This is a genomic window from Shinella sp. CPCC 101442 (assembly GCF_024704725.1).
Classification (GTDB): Bacteria; Pseudomonadota; Alphaproteobacteria; order Rhizobiales; family Rhizobiaceae; genus Shinella.
On record NZ_JALIQS010000002.1, the window covers coordinates 725,979 to 742,314 of the forward strand.

14 protein-coding genes are annotated in these 16,336 nt (G+C 63.2%); 7 read left to right on the forward strand and 7 right to left on the reverse strand.

Annotation, left to right across the window (positions count from 1 at the left end):
- Positions 1–10 precede the first annotated feature (10 nt).
- Both MUO32_RS08735 and MUO32_RS08740 read right to left on the reverse strand, forming a co-directional pair.
- The gene (locus tag MUO32_RS08735; RefSeq protein ID WP_257947819.1) at positions 11–904 is read right to left on the reverse strand and encodes a DsbA family protein; all 894 of its coding nucleotides are present in this window, start codon (positions 902–904) and stop codon (positions 11–13) included.
- Between the two features lie 192 nt (positions 905–1,096).
- Positions 1,097–1,612: a DUF721 domain-containing protein gene (locus MUO32_RS08740; protein ID WP_257947820.1), complete on the reverse strand. Its 516-nt coding sequence runs from the start codon at positions 1,610–1,612 to the stop codon at positions 1,097–1,099.
- A gap of 104 nt (positions 1,613–1,716) precedes the next feature.
- Between MUO32_RS08740 and mutY the strand changes: the two genes are divergently transcribed.
- Both mutY and MUO32_RS08750 read left to right on the forward strand, forming a co-directional pair.
- A complete protein-coding gene (gene mutY, locus MUO32_RS08745) occupies positions 1,717–2,811 on the forward strand; it encodes an A/G-specific adenine glycosylase (protein ID WP_257947821.1) in 1,095 nt (364 codons plus the stop codon).
- Positions 2,808–3,425, forward strand: coding sequence for an HAD family phosphatase (locus MUO32_RS08750; protein WP_257947822.1), 618 nt, complete (start codon positions 2,808–2,810; stop codon positions 3,423–3,425). The genes mutY and MUO32_RS08750 overlap by 4 nt, the downstream gene beginning before the upstream one ends.
- 346 nt (positions 3,426–3,771) lie before the next feature.
- Here MUO32_RS08750 and MUO32_RS08755 read toward each other — a convergent pair whose 3' ends face one another.
- Positions 3,772–4,902 (reverse strand): site-specific DNA-methyltransferase, encoded by a 1,131-nt coding sequence (locus tag MUO32_RS08755; protein WP_257947823.1) that lies wholly within the window; start codon positions 4,900–4,902, stop codon positions 3,772–3,774.
- Positions 4,903–5,169: 267 nt separating this feature from the next.
- On the opposite strand from MUO32_RS08755, the gene MUO32_RS08760 reads away from it, so the two are divergent.
- The gene (locus MUO32_RS08760) at positions 5,170–8,178 is read left to right on the forward strand and encodes a calcium-binding protein (RefSeq protein ID WP_308311272.1); all 3,009 of its coding nucleotides are present in this window, start codon (positions 5,170–5,172) and stop codon (positions 8,176–8,178) included.
- A gap of 161 nt (positions 8,179–8,339) precedes the next feature.
- Positions 8,340–10,013: a VWA domain-containing protein gene (locus MUO32_RS08765; protein ID WP_257947824.1), complete on the forward strand. Its 1,674-nt coding sequence runs from the start codon at positions 8,340–8,342 to the stop codon at positions 10,011–10,013.
- Between the two features lie 40 nt (positions 10,014–10,053).
- On the opposite strand, the gene MUO32_RS08770 is transcribed toward MUO32_RS08765, so the two are convergent.
- Together MUO32_RS08770 and MUO32_RS08775 are read right to left on the reverse strand one after the other, a co-directional pair.
- Complete coding sequence (locus MUO32_RS08770) at positions 10,054–10,401, reverse strand: antibiotic biosynthesis monooxygenase (RefSeq protein WP_257947825.1); 348 nt, start codon at positions 10,399–10,401, stop codon at positions 10,054–10,056.
- A complete protein-coding gene (locus MUO32_RS08775; protein WP_257947826.1) occupies positions 10,398–10,727 on the reverse strand; it encodes an NIPSNAP family protein in 330 nt (109 codons plus the stop codon). The genes MUO32_RS08770 and MUO32_RS08775 overlap by 4 nt, the downstream gene beginning before the upstream one ends.
- Before the next feature lie 74 nt (positions 10,728–10,801).
- Here MUO32_RS08775 and MUO32_RS08780 point away from each other — a divergent pair, with 74 nt between their 5' ends.
- Positions 10,802–11,479: a helix-turn-helix transcriptional regulator gene (locus MUO32_RS08780; protein ID WP_257947827.1), complete on the forward strand. Its 678-nt coding sequence runs from the start codon at positions 10,802–10,804 to the stop codon at positions 11,477–11,479.
- Positions 11,480–11,536: 57 nt separating this feature from the next.
- Here the strand turns inward: MUO32_RS08780 and MUO32_RS08785 are convergent, their stop codons facing one another.
- Positions 11,537–13,000 (reverse strand): calcium-binding protein, encoded by a 1,464-nt coding sequence (locus MUO32_RS08785; protein ID WP_257947828.1) that lies wholly within the window; start codon positions 12,998–13,000, stop codon positions 11,537–11,539.
- Positions 13,001–13,240: 240 nt separating this feature from the next.
- Between MUO32_RS08785 and MUO32_RS08790 the strand changes: the two genes are divergently transcribed.
- Positions 13,241–13,930 carry an HAD family hydrolase gene (locus MUO32_RS08790; protein WP_257947829.1) on the forward strand — a complete coding sequence of 230 codons (690 nt, stop codon included), beginning with the start codon at positions 13,241–13,243 and terminating at the stop codon, positions 13,928–13,930.
- A gap of 74 nt (positions 13,931–14,004) precedes the next feature.
- Here the strand turns inward: MUO32_RS08790 and MUO32_RS08795 are convergent, their stop codons facing one another.
- Entirely contained in the window at positions 14,005–14,568 is a 564-nt protein-coding gene (locus MUO32_RS08795; protein ID WP_257947830.1) for a hypothetical protein, read from the reverse strand.
- A gap of 334 nt (positions 14,569–14,902) precedes the next feature.
- Between MUO32_RS08795 and thrC the strand changes: the two genes are divergently transcribed.
- Positions 14,903–16,300 (forward strand): threonine synthase, encoded by a 1,398-nt coding sequence (gene thrC, locus MUO32_RS08800; RefSeq protein WP_257947831.1) that lies wholly within the window; start codon positions 14,903–14,905, stop codon positions 16,298–16,300.
- Positions 16,301–16,336 lie beyond the last annotated feature (36 nt).

Here is a 16,336-nt window from a genome sequence, read left to right on the forward strand (position 1 = left end):
GGTCGAAAGATCAGAGAAGGCTGTCGATGAGGGCCGACATGGAGTCAACCGACATGTCTCCCGAATAGCGCTTGCCGTTGATCAGGAAGGTCGGGGTCGCCGCGACGCCGAAGTCCTTGGCACCGCGCTCGCGTACCGCGTTCACATCATCCAGAAGCTTCTGGTTCGTCAAGCAGGCCTGGAAGCTCTCCTGTGTAAAACCGGCAAGTTTGGACATCTGCAACAGCGCTTCACGGCCATCCTGTGCGGCGGCCCAGGTTTCCTGCTGCTTCATCAGCATGGAAATCATCGGGTAATACTGCGCGGCTTCGGTGAGCTTCGTCGGGTCCTGCGGGTTGCAGCGCGCCAGCATGAAGGCGGCGGCAGCACGCGGGTCGAAGGGGAATTCGCGGACGATGAAGCGAGCCTTGCCGCTATCGACATATTTCGCCTTGATCGCATCGAAGGTGTTGTTGTGGAACGCCGCGCAATGCGGGCAGGTCGTCGACATATATTCGACGATCGTGACCGGCGCATTCGCCTCGCCGAGCACCATGTCCGGCAGCGCGCCGGGCTTCAGCACCTCCGCCATGTCGACATCGCCTTCAGACGTGGGCACTTCGGCGGCCTTGGCCTCAACGGCAGGCGTCTGGGCGGTTTCGGTCGTCGTGGTGGTGGTCGCAGCCGTACCGGTCGCCGTGCTCGATTCCGTGGTGGTCGTCGTCGGCGTCGTGGCGGTCTCGGTCGTCGTGCCCGTGGAGGTGGCCGGGGTCGAGCTTGCGCTTTCGGTCGTCGTCTGGCTGGTCTCGGGAGCCTTTGCGGTCTCCTTCTTCTCGTCGCTGCAGGCGGCCAGCGTCACGGCAAGGGCCGCAACGGCGACGCCGGAGAAGAGGCGCTTCATCAGGCTCATTTCGGAAAGGGACATGGTCTCTCCTGTGGGAAGGAATGGGAATCGAAATCTCTTGGCGCAATTCCGGGCGAAAACCGCTGACACACGTCCGGATTTGCTCTCGGCTCACCCGTTATACCTGCTTTGGGGCGGGAACAAGCGGAGTTAAGGCTAGTAACTTCAAAGAATTGTGACCGTTCGATGGTTGTGAGGGCAGGCGTTTGCCCTTCATTTGCGCCGGCCGAGCACCGCCGTGCCGAGCCGCTTCAGCGCCGCCTTCAGGGCATCGCCCTCGATGCCTTCGACGAGATGATCGAGATGCTGCGCGGCGGCTCCGGTCAGCGGACGCGGCTTCGGCCGCCGGTTGCTCTGGACGCTCACGGGCTTCTGCACGATCTTGATCTGGCTGACTGCGGGGAAACCGAAGAAGCCATTGATGCGCTGAATGATCTCGCCCTGCTGATGGCTGAGGAAGAGCGCGCGGGCGCCCTCGCAGGCGATCGTCAGCACGCCCGGCTGGTAGCCGCCACCCTCGCCGGCCATTTCGGAGGCGCGGCGCGGCCAGGCGATGCGCTCCGGCCGGGTGCATTCGGCGAATTCCGCACCGGCGATTTCGTCCCACGAACCGAGCAGCATCGTGTTGATGCCGGCGCGCTTGGCCAGCACCGGATCGATGAGGCCGTTTGCCACTTCGCTGATCTGGACGATGCCGCGCCACGGCTTTTTCTGGGCCTTGTTGTTCACGTTTTACCCCTGGCGGGAAAATATTCCTGTTTTGTCCGCGAAGCACTTGAAGATCGCGGATCACTCCGCCAGTTATAGGCCCTTCGATCCCGTTCAGGCAAATCATGACCCAAGCCCACCGGACCATGGCGCCCGCCGACCTTATCCTCGCCTGGTACGACAAGCACCACCGCGACCTGCCCTGGCGCGTGAGCCCGCCGATGGCGGCGGCCGGGGTCAGACCCGATCCCTATCGCATCTGGCTGTCGGAAGTCATGCTGCAGCAGACGACCGTGCAGGCGGTGAAATCCTATTTCGCGCTCTTCACCTCCCGCTGGCCAACTGTCACGGACCTCGCAAGGGCCGACAACGAGGATGTGATGAAATCCTGGGCGGGGCTCGGCTACTATGCCCGCGCGCGCAATCTCAAGAAATGCGCCGAAGCGGTCGCTTTCGAGCATGGCGGCATCTTTCCCGATACGGAAGACGGGCTGAAGGCCCTGCCGGGCATCGGCGACTATACCGCCGCAGCCATAGCGGCCATCGCCTTCAACCGCAGGAGCGCCGTGCTCGACGGCAATGTCGAGCGCGTCATCTCGCGCCTCCATGCCATCGAAACGCCGCTTCCGGCGGCGAAACCCGAAATGCGCGCTTTGGTGGCGGCGATGACGCCGGAAGACCGGCCGGGCGACTTCGCTCAGGCGATGATGGATCTCGGCGCCACGATATGCACGCCGCGCCGGCCGGCCTGCGCGCTCTGTCCGCTCAATGCGGACTGTCGCGTGCTCGGCCGCGACGATCCCGAACTTTTCCCGCGCAAGGCCGCGAAGAAGGAAAAGCCGGTGCGCCTGGGCGCCGCCTTCGTGGCCGAGGACGAGGACGGCGCGGTATTCTTGCGCAAGCGTATCGAAAGCGGCCTTCTCGGCGGCATGACGGAGGTGCCGGGCAGTCCCTGGACGGCGCGCGTGGACGGCGAGACGGGAACGATCGCCGCCCCCTTCCCGGCCGACTGGCAGCCCTCCGGCACCGTCACCCATGTCTTCACGCATTTCGAGTTGCGCCTCTCCGTCTACCGTTCCATGGTGCCGCGCGGCATGGAAACGTGCGGCGGCTGGTGGCAGCCGAAGGCGACCCTCGACGGCGAGGCGCTGCCGACCGTCATGAAGAAGGCAATTAAACAGGCCATACCCGACGCATTCGAAAAGACGAGGAAAGCATGACCAGCATCGAAATCCGACACATCGTTTTCGACATCGGCCGGGTGCTGATCCATTACGATCCGCATATTCCCTTCGCCCGCCTGATCCCCGACGATGCCGAGCGCAACTGGTTCTTCACCAATGTCTGCACGCACGACTGGAACCTGGAGCAGGACCGTGGCCGCACGTGGGAAGATGCCGAGGCGTTGCTGATCGAGACGCATCCCGACCGGGTCGAGCATATCCGCGCCTTCCGCAAACACTGGCCCGAAATGGTCTCGCATGCCTATGTCGAGAGCGTCGCGATCATGGAGACGCTGATCAAGGAAGGCCGCGACGTGACGATGCTGACGAACTTCGCGGCAGACACCTTCAAGGAAGCGCGCAAACTCTTCCCCTTCCTCGACATGCCGCGCGGCGTGACGGTGTCGGGCGAAATAGGCCTGATCAAGCCGGACCTTGCGATCTACGAAAAACACAGAAGCGATTTCGGCCTCTCGCCCGCCCACACGCTGTTCATCGACGATGCACCGGCGAATGTCGAGGGTGCGCGGCTGGCCGGCTGGAATGCCGTCCTGTTCACCGATCCGGAAAAACTGAAGAGCGATCTGGCAGCGCACGGCATCGCGCTCTGACCTGGAGGCGCAACCGATAAACCGAAACGCCCGGAGCCTTTGGGGGCTCCGGGCGTTTTCGCATTTCCGGGACTGAAGGTACAAAAACCGGAAAAGCGATATCCTGCCTGCCGGGCCGGTTGATCGGCCATGGCTTTTCACAACGATTTCCGTTGCTTGGCCTGATGTATTTGCTGGATCACAGTAAGCGCCTGATGGTTAACATCACCTGAATCGGATGCGTGGAAGTTTGGGAGCCGCGTGTCGAAAGGCATGGGCGTCCGCCCCTTCCAAAACAGCCACAGCCCCCGGTGCAGGGAACACCGGAGGCCGCAGCTGGAGGAACGGGTATGTGGGCGTCGCCGGCCTATTCGATACCGGCCATTCCGGCGCGCACGACGGCGCGCAGATCGTCGATCGGCTTCAGCGCGGCGCCTTCGGCATAGTGCCAGAAGGTCCAGCCGTTGCAGGCATCGAGCCCCTGCACCTTGGCGCCGACGCGGTGGATTGAGCCGGCGTCGTTGCCCGAGGCGAGCGTGCCGTCGGCGCGCACGATGGCGCTGTGGCGGCGGCGCGCGTCCGTCAGCACCGTGCCGGGTGCGATCAGGCCGCTCTCGATCAGCGTGTTGAAGGCGACGCGCGGTTCGGCCTTCTTGCCGGTCATCACGGAAAGCGTTCCGCTGCCGAGCGGTTCGACCGCATCGATGCGCTCGCGGGCGGCATCGATATAGGCCTGCTCGCGCTCGATGCCGACAAAATGGCGGCCGAGGCGCTTGGCCACAGCACCGGTCGTGCCGGAGCCGAAGAACGGATCGAGCACCACGTCGCCGGGCTTGGAGGACGCCATCAGGATACGGGCGAGCAACGCTTCCGGCTTCTGCGTCGGATGGACCTTCTTGCCGTCCTCGCCCTTCAGGCGCTCACCGCCGCTGCAGATCGGGAACAGCCAGTCCGAGCGCATCTGCACGTCGTCATTGGCCGCCTTCATGGCATCGTAGTTGAACGTATAGCCCTTGGCCTTCGGGTCACGCGTCGCCCAGATCATCGTCTCATGCGCGTTCTGGAAGCGGCGGCCCTTGAAGTTCGGCATCGGGTTGGTCTTGCGCCAGACGATGTCGTTGAGGATCCAGAAATTGAGATCCTGCAAGGTCGCGCCGACGCGAAAGATGTTGTGGTAGGAGCCGATGACCCAGATCGTGCCCGACGGCTTCAGCACGCGGCGGCAGGCGAGCAGCCAGGCGCGGGTAAAGGCATCGTAGGCTTCGAAGGAGGCGAACTGGTCCCACTCGTCGTCGCAGGCATCGACCAGCGACTGATCGGGACGGTGCAGCGCGCCGCCGAGCTGGAGATTGTACGGCGGATCGGCGAAGATGACATCGACGGACTGGTCGGGAAGCGCTTCGAGCGCGGCAACGCAATCGCCCTTGATGATCGTATCGAGCCAACCGCTCTTGCGGGGCGAACGGGAGACGTCTGCAAGCGAAAGAACAGATGGCATGTGATACTCGCTGATACGCTGACTCGGAACGGAACTTGATGGTGCTTATGGTTACCGAAGATGGTTACCAAAGACTGAAGAGCGAGCGAAATTCGTCTTATTTTTGCGAATGTTACATTCCGTACAAGGTCGCGCCGCATCCCATCGTCCCGACAAAAAACGCAGCCATCACCCCCAATTGGAGGGCTGTGGCTCTGTGCAGAACAGGATATCAAGTTCCCTGACGGACATCGTCTCACAGCACTCTCCTGACCATAGGAAACCGGCATGGCCACCTTCGAAGGCAAATCCATTCGCGACATCATCGAAGGCACCGATGCCAACGACTTCATTTACGGTTGGGGCGGCGATGATGACCTCTATGGACTCGGCGGCGACGACAGGATCGATGGCGGTGCCGGCAATGACAGGATTTTTGGCGGGATATGGAGGGACACTCTCCTCGGCGGCTCCGGCGACGACACGATCGATGGCGGCGACCATAGCGACCAGCTCTTCGGCGGAAGCGGCAACGACATCCTGAAAGGCGGCGGCGACGACGATTATGTTGCAGGCGGTAACGGCAGCGACACGATCGATGGGGGCACCGGTGACGACAATCTCTACGGCGACACGGGACAAGACACCATCTTCGGCGGAAGCGGAACCGACAAAATCAAGGGCGGTTCGGGCCAGGACACGATCAAGGGCGGAGACGGCGACGACCTGATCATAGGGGACGAGGGCTTTCTCAACACCCAGCTTGGCCTCGCGCCTCACGTCAAAGGCCTCGACGATATCCTCGACGGTGGAGACGGCGATGATCGCATCGCCGGCGAATTCGGCAATGACACGATCACCGGCGGTGCCGGCAACGACTATCTCGCCGGTGGCAGCGGCAGCGACACCATCGATGGCGGCGACGGCAACGACCATATCGAGGGCGCCTTTGTCGAGACGATCTGGGACGATCTGACGGAAGGCTACAGCGAGGGCATCGCACCCAACAATAACGACGTCCTGAGGGGCGGCGCAGGCGATGACTTCATCAACAGCGGCGGCGACGGCGGCAACGACATTCTGGACGGCGGTAGCGGCAAGGACGAGCTCCAGGGCGGCAATGGCAACGACACCCTGATCGGCGGCAGCGGCGACGATAAACTGAGCGGGTATGACGGCGGCGACATCCTCGAAGGCGGCACCGGAGCCGATACCATGGATGGCGAAGACGGTTACGACTTCGCATCCTACCGCAACGCGACCAAGGCGGTGACGGTTGATCTCACCAATTTCGACTACAACACGGGCGAGGCCACCGGCGATCTTCACATCTCCGTCGAGGGCCTGATCGGGTCGCGCTTCAACGACAGGCTCGTCGGCTACAACAGCGCAAACACGCTCGAAGGCGGAGCCGGAGCGGACACGCTGATCGGGGATGTGCTTCTCGGGGGCAAGCCTGTCTGGGGCGAAAGCTCCGATACGGCCGCCTACACCCTGGCAAGCACAAAGGTGACCGCCAGCCTCGCTTCCCCTTCCAAGAACACCGGGGATGCGAAGGGAGACAAGTACATCTCGATCGAGAACCTGACCGGTAGCCGGTTTGCGGACGTGTTGATCGGTGACGGCAAGAACAACGTCCTGACGGGCGGCGCGGGCAGCGACAAGCTCGACGGCGGCAACGGAAACGACACAGCGTCCTATTTCAACGCCCTTTCCGGCGTGACGGCCAGCCTGATGGCACCCTCCGGAAACCGCGGCGACGCGAAAGGAGACAGCTATACCGCAATCGAAAATCTCGTCGGCTCGGATTTTGCCGACAGACTGACCGGTAACAACGGCGCCAATGTCCTTGACGGCGGCGGCGGCGACGACTGGTTCGACGGCGGTGCGGGCGACGACCGCCTTATCGGAGGCGCAGGCAATGACACGGTTGCCTATGGCACCGCGACGGCGGCCGTTCTGGTCAATCTTGTCGCAGCCTCCAAAAACACCGGCGTCGCCAAGGGCGACACCTATTCCTCGATCGAAAACGCTGTCGGCAGCCGCTTCAACGACACGTTGATCGGGACATCCCGCGGCAACATCCTTGTCGGCGGTCGTGGTGCGGACAGGCTCGACGGTGGGGCGGGATCCGACACGGCATCCTATGAGAATGCCGCCAAGGCCGTGATTGCAAACCTCACCTCGCCGTCCAAGAACACGGGCGACGCCAAGGGCGACAGCTACCATTCGATCGAGAACCTGACGGGCTCGGCCTTCGCCGACACCCTGACCGGCGATAAAGGCGACAACGTCCTGACCGGCGGCGCCGGCGCCGACAGGCTGAATGGCGGCGATGGACAAGACATCGCATCCTATTCGACGGCGGCGAAGGCTCTCACCGTCAATCTCGGCGCGCTCACCAAGAATACCGGCGACGCCAAGGGCGACACCTATATCTCGATCGAAACGATCAGGGGATCGAGCTTCAACGACAAGCTGATCGGCAGCAGCGCGGGGAACGACCTGCGGGGCGGCGATGGAAACGACAGCATTTCCGGTGGTGGTGGCAACGACCGGCTCGATGGCGAGAACGGCGACGACACCCTCAAGGGTGGCGACGGCAACGATACGCTGATCGGCGCCGCCGGTGTCGACAGGCTGGACGGCGGGGCGGGAAAAGATACGGCTTCCTATGAGACCGCCGGCAGAGGGGTGACGGCCCAGCTGGGATCGCCGCAGTACAATAGCGGCGATGCCTATGGGGACAGCTACAGGTCGATCGAGAACATCACCGGGTCGAAGTTCGGCGACACCCTGAAAGGCGACGACGCCGACAACACCCTTTCCGGCGGCAAAGGTTACGATACGCTGATCGGCGGCTACGGCAATGATCGCGTCATCGGCGGCGAAGGCAACGACATCCTGTCCGGCAATAACGGGATCGACGAATTCCTGTTCAACACGCGCTTTTCCTCCGCCGGAACAGACACGCTGACGGACATGAGATTCTTCTACGTGGACGGTGAAGATGAAGTCGCCAAGGACATCATCCTGCTCGATCACGACATCTTCACGAAGCTCGGCCCCGTCGGCACCCTGTCGGAAGAGGCGCTGTCGATCAACTCGATCAGCGAAGCCACCTCCGCCAGCGACCGGATCATCTACAACTACATGAACGGCTGGCTGACCTATGACAGCAACGGCAGCAAGGCGGGCGGGACCATCGTGCATTTCGCAACGGTCACCACCTATCTGGAAGAAGAGGAAAAGCCGTGGAGCTTCGTGCCTGAGCACACCCAGTTCCAGATCGTCTGACCGGCACGGGCCTTGATGGCCGGGCTGCAGCGGTGCGGCCCTTCCAGGCAAACTTCGCGGCCGCGAATATCCGCCCTCTCCCGCACGTTTCCCGATGGAGACTGTTTTGGCCTTGCCGACGGGAACGGCCGGGTTTTCCGCGAAACCGAGGAGGAAAAGCCTTGCGACTGAAAGCCGCCTTCCTGCTTCTGGCGGGGCTTCTTGCCGCCACACAGACGATTGCCGCCGACAAGACGATGATCGTGCTCGATGCCTCCGGTTCCATGTGGGGACAGATAGACGGGCGCGCCAAGATCGACATCGCCCGCGAGACGCTGGGCACCGTGCTGAAATCCGTGCCGGTGGGCACCGAACTCGGCCTGATGGTCTACGGCCACCGCGAGAAGGGGTCGTGCAGCGATATCGAGCTTGCCGTGCCGCCCGGCGCCGGTACGGAAAACGCGATCACCGCCTTCGTCAACAGTCTCAACCCGAAGGGCAAGACGCCGATCACCCAGTCCGTCCAGCAGGCGGCGGATATCCTGAAATACACCGAGGACAAGGCGACGGTCGTTCTCGTCACCGACGGTCTCGAAACCTGCGAGGCGGACCCTTGCGCACTGGCCTCGGCGCTGGAGAGCAAGGGGGTCGACTTCACCACCCACGTCGTCGGCTTCGGCCTGACGGAAGAGGAAGGCAAGCAGGTCGCCTGCCTTGCCGAAAATACCGGCGGCAAATATTTCCAGGCCACCGACGCCGCGCAACTCGTCGCTGCGCTGACGGAGACAGTAGCGGAAGCGCCGATGGCCAAGCCCAAGCAGGAAGAGGTGGCGGTGGCCGAACCGGAACCCACGCCGGCGATCGAGTTCAACACAGAGCTGGACAGCGTGCTCTCCGAGGGGGGCCCTTCGCTTGGCGACAACGACAACGTCTTCTGGCAGATCTACAGGGCGGATGCGAATGGCGCACCGGCCGGCGACACCGTGGAGACCCAGTACAAGGGCAAATATTCCGGCAACTACCCGGCGGGCAAGTATGTTGCCGTGGCCACGCTGCAGAGTTCGATCAAGCGCGAAATCCCCTTCGAGGTCAAAGAGGGCGAGGTCGCAAAACCCTTCGTCAACTTCGATGCCGGCCTGGTCGTCGTCACACCGAAGCGCACGCCGCAGGATGCCGAAGCCGATGGCAACGCATCTGTCGAAATCGCTTTCGGCGATTACTCCACGACCTACTACGGCTTAGCGAAATTCTATGCCTCCGCCGGCGAGGTGAAGGTGAACGGTGCCATCGGCCCCTCCAAGACGTCCGAGACGTTTTCGGTGAAGGCTGGTGAAACGGTCGAGCGCGATCTCGTCATCGGCTCCGGCATCGTGCTCAACAAGGCCGTCTATGCGGAAGGCGGGCCAGAGGTTGATTCCGGCAATGTGTTCTTCGAAGTCGTCGAGGCCAAGAAGAGCATCGACGGCACACGCAAGAGCGTCACCTATAGCTACGGCACCGGCACGAAGCTCGACGTGCCGACCGGCGATCTCGTGCTGACGGCGAAGCTCGGCTCGGCAACCGGCGAGGTTCCAATCAGCCTCAAGGCCGGCGAAATGAAGGAGGTCGTCGTCAACCTCAATGCCGGCGTACTGGCTATCAGCGCGCCCGGCGCAAACTTCATCGAAATCCTCAGCGCCACGAAGGACATCCAGGGCAACCAGAAATCCATGTCCAACAACTTCGGCGTCGAATGGCAGGACACGCTGCCGCCCGGTGACTATGTGGTGCGCGTCAAATACGAGGGCGACACGGCACCGAAGGAAGGCAAGGCGACGGTCAAGGCCGGGGAGCGTTCGGAAATCACGGTGCAGTAAAACCCGCTGGAACGGCCCGCGCTACAGGCGGGCCGTTTCCTCACGCCGCGTGAAAACTCCGGCTGTCTTCCGGCGCCTCGTCGCGGTCATTCAACCCATAATCCCTCACGACATTCGCGATGCGCAGCCGATAGGCGTCGAACACGCCGCCGCGGCCGAGCGCCTGGGCGGCGCGGTGCTCTTCCGTCGTCCGCCATGCCTTCACCGCCGTCTCGTCGCGCCAGAAGGAGAGCGAGAGCAGGCGCGTCGGATCGGTGAGGCTGCGGAAGCGCTCGATGGAACGGAAGCCGTCGATATCGTCGAGAAGCGGGCGCAGGTCCCTTGCGGTGTCGAGATAGAGGTCCATGCGGCCGGGTGCCGGCACCACTTCGAAGATGACGGCGATCATGGTGCAATCCCCGGCGCATGCGGCAGGGAAACGTTCTTCAGGAAGATGCGGTCCTCCTTCAGGATGAAGCGCTCCTTGCGCGCGAAGTCGTAGTTCTCCCGCCCGAGCGGATCGATGGCGAGCCGGGCGCGATAGGCCTCGTAGGCGGCAAGGCTTTCGATGTTGTAGACGCCGTAGGCCGTGGTGGACGAGCCTTCGTGCGGGCCGAAATAGCCGATGAGATCGGCGCCGCAGCGCGGGATTGCCTGGCCCCAGTTCTGCGCATAGGTGGCGAAGGCATCCCTGCGGAAGGGGTCGATTTCGTAGCGGATGAAGCAGGTGATCATCGTCGTCTCCTTGTTTTCACGATGCCCCCTTCTCCCACATTGCCATGCGCGAATGCTTCGGCTACCATCGAACTATGAAAGAAGGACCGGATATTTCCCAGATCGGCGCGCTGATCGGCGATCCCGCCCGCGCCAACATGTTGACCGCCTTGATGGGCGGCCAGGCGTTGACGGCGACCGAACTTGCCGGCGCGGCCGGCATCACGTTGCAGACGGCCAGCTCCCACCTGTCGAAACTCGAGACCGGTGGCCTGCTGGTCCAGCGCAAACAGGGACGGCACCGCTATTTTGCGCTCGCCGACGACGAGGTCGGCCTGCTCCTCGAAAACATCATGGGCTTTGCCGCCAATCGCGGCCTCATGCGCACCCGTCCCGGCCCGAAGGACCCGGCCTTGCGCAAGGCGCGTGTCTGCTACAACCACCTGGCCGGCGATTTCGGCGTGCGCATGCTGGACCGGCTGGTGGCCGACGGCGACGTGACGCTCGATGGCGAGGAGGCCGACCTGACGGAGCGCGGCGAGGCCCGCATTGCCGCCCTCGACATCGACGTGTCGGCCCTCAAGGCCCAGCGCCGGCCGGTCTGCCGCACCTGCCTCGACTGGAGCGAACGGCGCTCGCATCTTGCGGGCTCTCTCGGCGAGGCGCTGCTGACCCGCTTCATCGCCGATGGCTGGGCCAAGCGTGAGCCCGACAGCCGCGCCATCCGCTTCACGCCCGAGGGCGAGCGTCGTTTCATGGCGTTGTTTCCGTAAAGCACGACAAGGGGCGGCCCGAGAGCCGCCCTGGATTTTCCGCAACACGATATCGGGCTACAGGAGGAAATAGCCTTTCTGCATGGTGAAGGCATCGTCGAGATGGATGGTGAAATCCGCCTTCCCGTCGCCGTTCACGTCGCCGGAGACATAAGTATCCGAGGCTCGCCTGTCGTAGATCAACTGCCCGGCCTTGCCGGTAAAATCGCCCTCGGCGGCGACGAAGGTGAAGGCCTGGTTGCCGGCGACCTTGGTGTTGGCGTCGATGACGGAGAGGTCGATGCGATCGGCGCTGGTGAAGTCGTGGATCGTATCCCGGCCGCTCGATGCCACGGTCGAGTCCTTGATCGACCTGAAGACGAAGGTGTCCCTGGCAGCACCGCCAAAGAGATCGTCGGCGCCACGGCCGCCATTGATCGTGTCCTGGCCACCGCCACCGGAAATGGTGTCGTTTCCGTCCTTGCCGCTCAGCACGTTCGCCACTCCGTTGCCGCGCATGACGTTGCCGCCGGCATTGCCCGTGCCACTGATCGAACCGCTGCCGGTCAGCGTGAGGTTCTCCTGGGAATCACCAAGGCGCCAGCTGACGGAGGCCTCCACCCTGTCCGTGCCGGAATCGGCATAGTCGAAGCGGAAAGCATCGTTCCTGTTGTCGATGACGTAGGTATCGTTGCCGGCGCCGCAGTCGAATGTGTCGGCACCCGTGCCGCCATTCAGGGTGTCGTTGCCGACACCGCCCTCCATGCTGTCGTTTCCCGCGCCGCCGGAAAGATAGTCGTTGCCCGCGCCACCGGTCATGCGGTCATCGCCGGCCCCGCCGTAGAGGTAATCCTTGCCGTCGGCCTGCGCGCCGAGATCGGCCCCGTCAAGGATGTCGTCGCCGGCACCGCCAAAGAGGATATCGGAGCCATCACCGCCGGCCATGTCGTCGTCCCCGCCGCCGCCGCGCAAGGTATCCGAGCCGGCCTCGCCATAGAGTTCGTCGATACCCTCCCCGCCATGGAGGCGGTCATCGCCCGTGCCGCCGTAGAGATGGTTCATCGACTGCGCGGCGTATGTCTTGTCCTTGATATCCGCCCAGAGGATATCGTTTCCGGAACCGCCATGGAGGCTGTCGCCACCGATACCGCCAACCAGTAGGTCGTTGCCGGCATCGCCATAGAGCTGGTCATGACCACCCTGCCCGTAGATCTTGTCGGCGCCGTTTCCGCCATAGAGCGTATCGGAGCCGCCGTGCGAGTTGTACTGCCAGTTCGGTTCGTCGGTGCCCGTATCGCCGAAGATACGGTCATCGCCATCGCCGCCATAGGCGACATCGCCTTCCGTGGTTTCCGTCGGGTCCTGGTAGATGTCGCCGAAAATGGTGTCGTTGCCGCCGTAGCCGCGGATCGCGCCCTCTTGGAACGCGCTGTCGGAATCCACATGATTGTCGTAGGTTCCGTCACCCAGGACGCGCGCCGTGCCCCACAGCATGTCATTGCCGCTCGTGCCCGTGATATTGCCATTCGGATCTCTTGCCATTTCGATCTCCTGACGGAACCGTTGCACCAATCCCCTGCACTATAGGGCCACGCGACGACGCCCCTGTTCCTCAGGTAACAGCGCGTGGCGGCAAAATGCAACGCGACCTTGCGCATTCCCTCAACACAGGGTCGCAGCACGCCAGCCCTGCCAATCTGGCAATTGTCGCCTCCGGCCCTTTCGTGTAGGGAAGCCCCGCTTGCCGGGCGTATCGCTGCCCCCCAAAGGAAAGACGACGACATGGACGGTTTCGACCTCATCATTTTCGACTGCGACGGCGTTCTGGTCGATTCGGAAATCATCGCGGCGGAGGTGGAATCCCGCCTTCTGACGGAGGCCGGCTATCCGATCGGCGTCGAGGAGATGGGCGAGCGCTTCGCCGGCATGACCTGGCAGAACATCCTGCTGACGATCGAGCGGGAAGCCTCCATTCCGCTCTCGGCCTCGCTGCTCGACAAGTCGGAAAAGCTGCTCGATGCGCGCCTCGCCGCCGAGGTGAAGATCATCGACGGCGTCAAGTCGATGCTGTCGCGCATCCGCAAGCCCTACTGCATCTGCTCCAACTCGGCGTCGCACCGCCTCGACATGATGCTCTCGAAGGTCGGCCTCAAGCAGGTCTTCGCCCCGCATATCTATTCCGCCAAGGATCTCGGCCCGGACCGCGTCAAGCCGAAGCCGGATATCTTCCTGCACGGCGCAAAGCAGTTCAAGGCCGATCCCGCCCGCACGCTGGTCATCGAGGATTCGGTGCATGGCATTGCCGGTGCCCGGGCCGCCGGCATGCGCGTCGTCGGCTTCACCGGCGCCTCGCACACCTATCCCTCCCATGCCGACCGGTTGACGGAAGCCGGCGCCGAGACCGTGATCTCGCGCATGAGCGAACTGCCCGAGGTCATCGCAGCGCTTGCGGAATGGCAGGAAGCGATCTGAATTTTCATGCACGCAAAACGAAAAGGCCGCGGAAGCTATCTTCCGCGGCCTTTTCGCTGAATGGGTGAAGCCGGTTACTTCGTGTTGTACGGGCCCTCGTCGAAACCGACAAAAGCGCGCACGAAGCCACCCGAGCCGCCGGGAATGGCGACATTGTCCTTGGTGAAGACGAACTGCGCCGTACCCTCGGCCGGAATGTTGACCGGGAACTGCACGAGATCGGAAAAGAGCGTGTTGTTGCCATCGGCGGCGGCGACGCGGATCGGCACATTGACCGTGCCGCCGGCAGTGCCGGCCGGGCCGACGACGATGCGGCCCTGCACCATCACCGTCATGACGAGCTGGCTTTCGTTGATCACGCAACGGCGCGTCGTTTCGGCAAGCGTCACCTGATAGAGCAGTTTCGACGGGTCGTCCTTGGCGCCCTTGGCAAAGCGGCGCAGCACGGCCGTGCCGTCGCGCAGATAGACCTGCGGGCACGCGCCCTGCACGACGGCGCCCTGCGTCTGCTGGACGGCCGGCTGCGTGCCGGTGCCCGATGTATCGCTGGAGACGCCGAGATCGGCGGGCTTGTCCGTCTGGTTGCAGCCGGCAACGATGGCGAGAAGGGAGATGCCGAGAAAGCGGCGGATCGTCATTGCAAACACGTTACTTTTACCCCTGCGATCAGGCCCCGCCCCCGGCGCCAAGCCTTTCGGAACTCGTTTTACGGGCCTTTTCACGACCCTAGGCGATGGTCTATAGCAGCGACGCGGCGAAAAATCGATTGTCGAATGAACCCGCCCGCAGAATTTCGGAAAGGCTCGTTTTCGAACGGGCAGTACGCAAAGGCATTGCCACGATCTGCCGCAAAGAGACCTGCGGCAAGCGTGGCCTTTCGGGTAAGGTCGGAAGGACGATGGCAGCACAGCGACCGAACGACCGGTGGAGGATTTTCTCCACAGCCCCCAACCATTCCAAGGACCTGTGAACGTGGATTATGTTTCGACGCGGGGCGAGGCCCCTTCCCTCGGCTTCTCCGATGCGCTTCTGGCGGGGCTTGCCCGCGATGGCGGCCTCTATGTGCCGCGCGAATGGCCGACCTTCTCGAAGAAGGACATCCGGGCGTTGCGCGGAAAATCCTACGAGGAGATCGCCTTCACCGTTCTCTCGCCCTTCGTCGAGGGTGACATTCCGGCCGACAAGTTCCGCGCGATGATCGACGAGGCCTATGCCACGTTCCGTCATCCGGCGATCGCGCCGCTCGTGCAGATCGGCCCGAATTCGTTCGTCGTGGAGCTGTTCCACGGCACGACGCTCGCCTTCAAGGACGTCGCGATGCAGTTGCTCGCCCGCCTGATGGACCATGCGCTGGCCGTACGCGGCGAACGCGCCACCATCGTCGGCGCCACCTCGGGCGATACGGGCGGTGCCGCCATCGACGCCTTTGCCGGTCGCGAGCGCACCGATATCTTCATCCTCTTCCCCGAGGGCAAGGTCTCGCCGGTGCAGCAGCGCCAGATGACGACCTCCAGGGAAAAGAACGTCCACGCGCTCGCCATCAAGGGCAATTTCGACGACTGCCAGAACCTCGTGAAGGCGATGTTCAACGACACGAAGTTCCGCGACGGCATGAAGCTTTCGGGCGTCAACTCGATCAACTGGGCGCGCATCATGGCCCAGATCGTCTATTACTTCACGACGGCGGTGGCGCTGGGCGGCCCCGACCGGAAAATCTCCTTCACCGTGCCGACGGGCAATTTCGGCGATATCTTCGCCGGCTACGCCGCCAAGCGCATGGGCCTGCCGATCGACAAGCTGGTCATCGCCACCAACGAGAACGACATCCTCGCCCGCACGATGAAGACCGGCCGTTACGAGATGAAGGGCGTGAAGGCCACCACCTCGCCCTCGATGGACATCCAGATCTCCTCGAACTTCGAGCGCCTGCTGTTCGAAGCCTATGACCGCGATGCGGGTGCGGTGCGCCGCGCGATGGAAAGCCTCAAGCAATCGGGCGCCTTCGAGATCGAGGACAAGGCGCTGAAAGCGATCCGGAAAAAATTCCGGGCCGGCCGCGCCACGGAAAAAGAGGTCGCCAAGACCATCAAGACGACGCTTGCCGACACGGGCTACCTGCTCGATCCGCATTCGGCGATCGGCGTCTTCGTTGCCGCAAAGCACGAGAAGCCAGGCGCTCCGATGGTGACGCTCGCCACCGCGCATCCGGCAAAATTCCCCGCCGCAGTAAAATCGGCGTGCGGTATTGACCCGGCGCTTCCGCCGTGGCTTGCTGACCTCATGCAAAGGGAGGAGCGGTTTGACGTCCTGAGCGCTGAGCTCGACGTCGTGGAAGCCTTCATCGGCGACCACTCGCGAATCCGGGTCTAGGGCGACGCCGGGAGCGGTTCGCGCCCGGCATTGCGT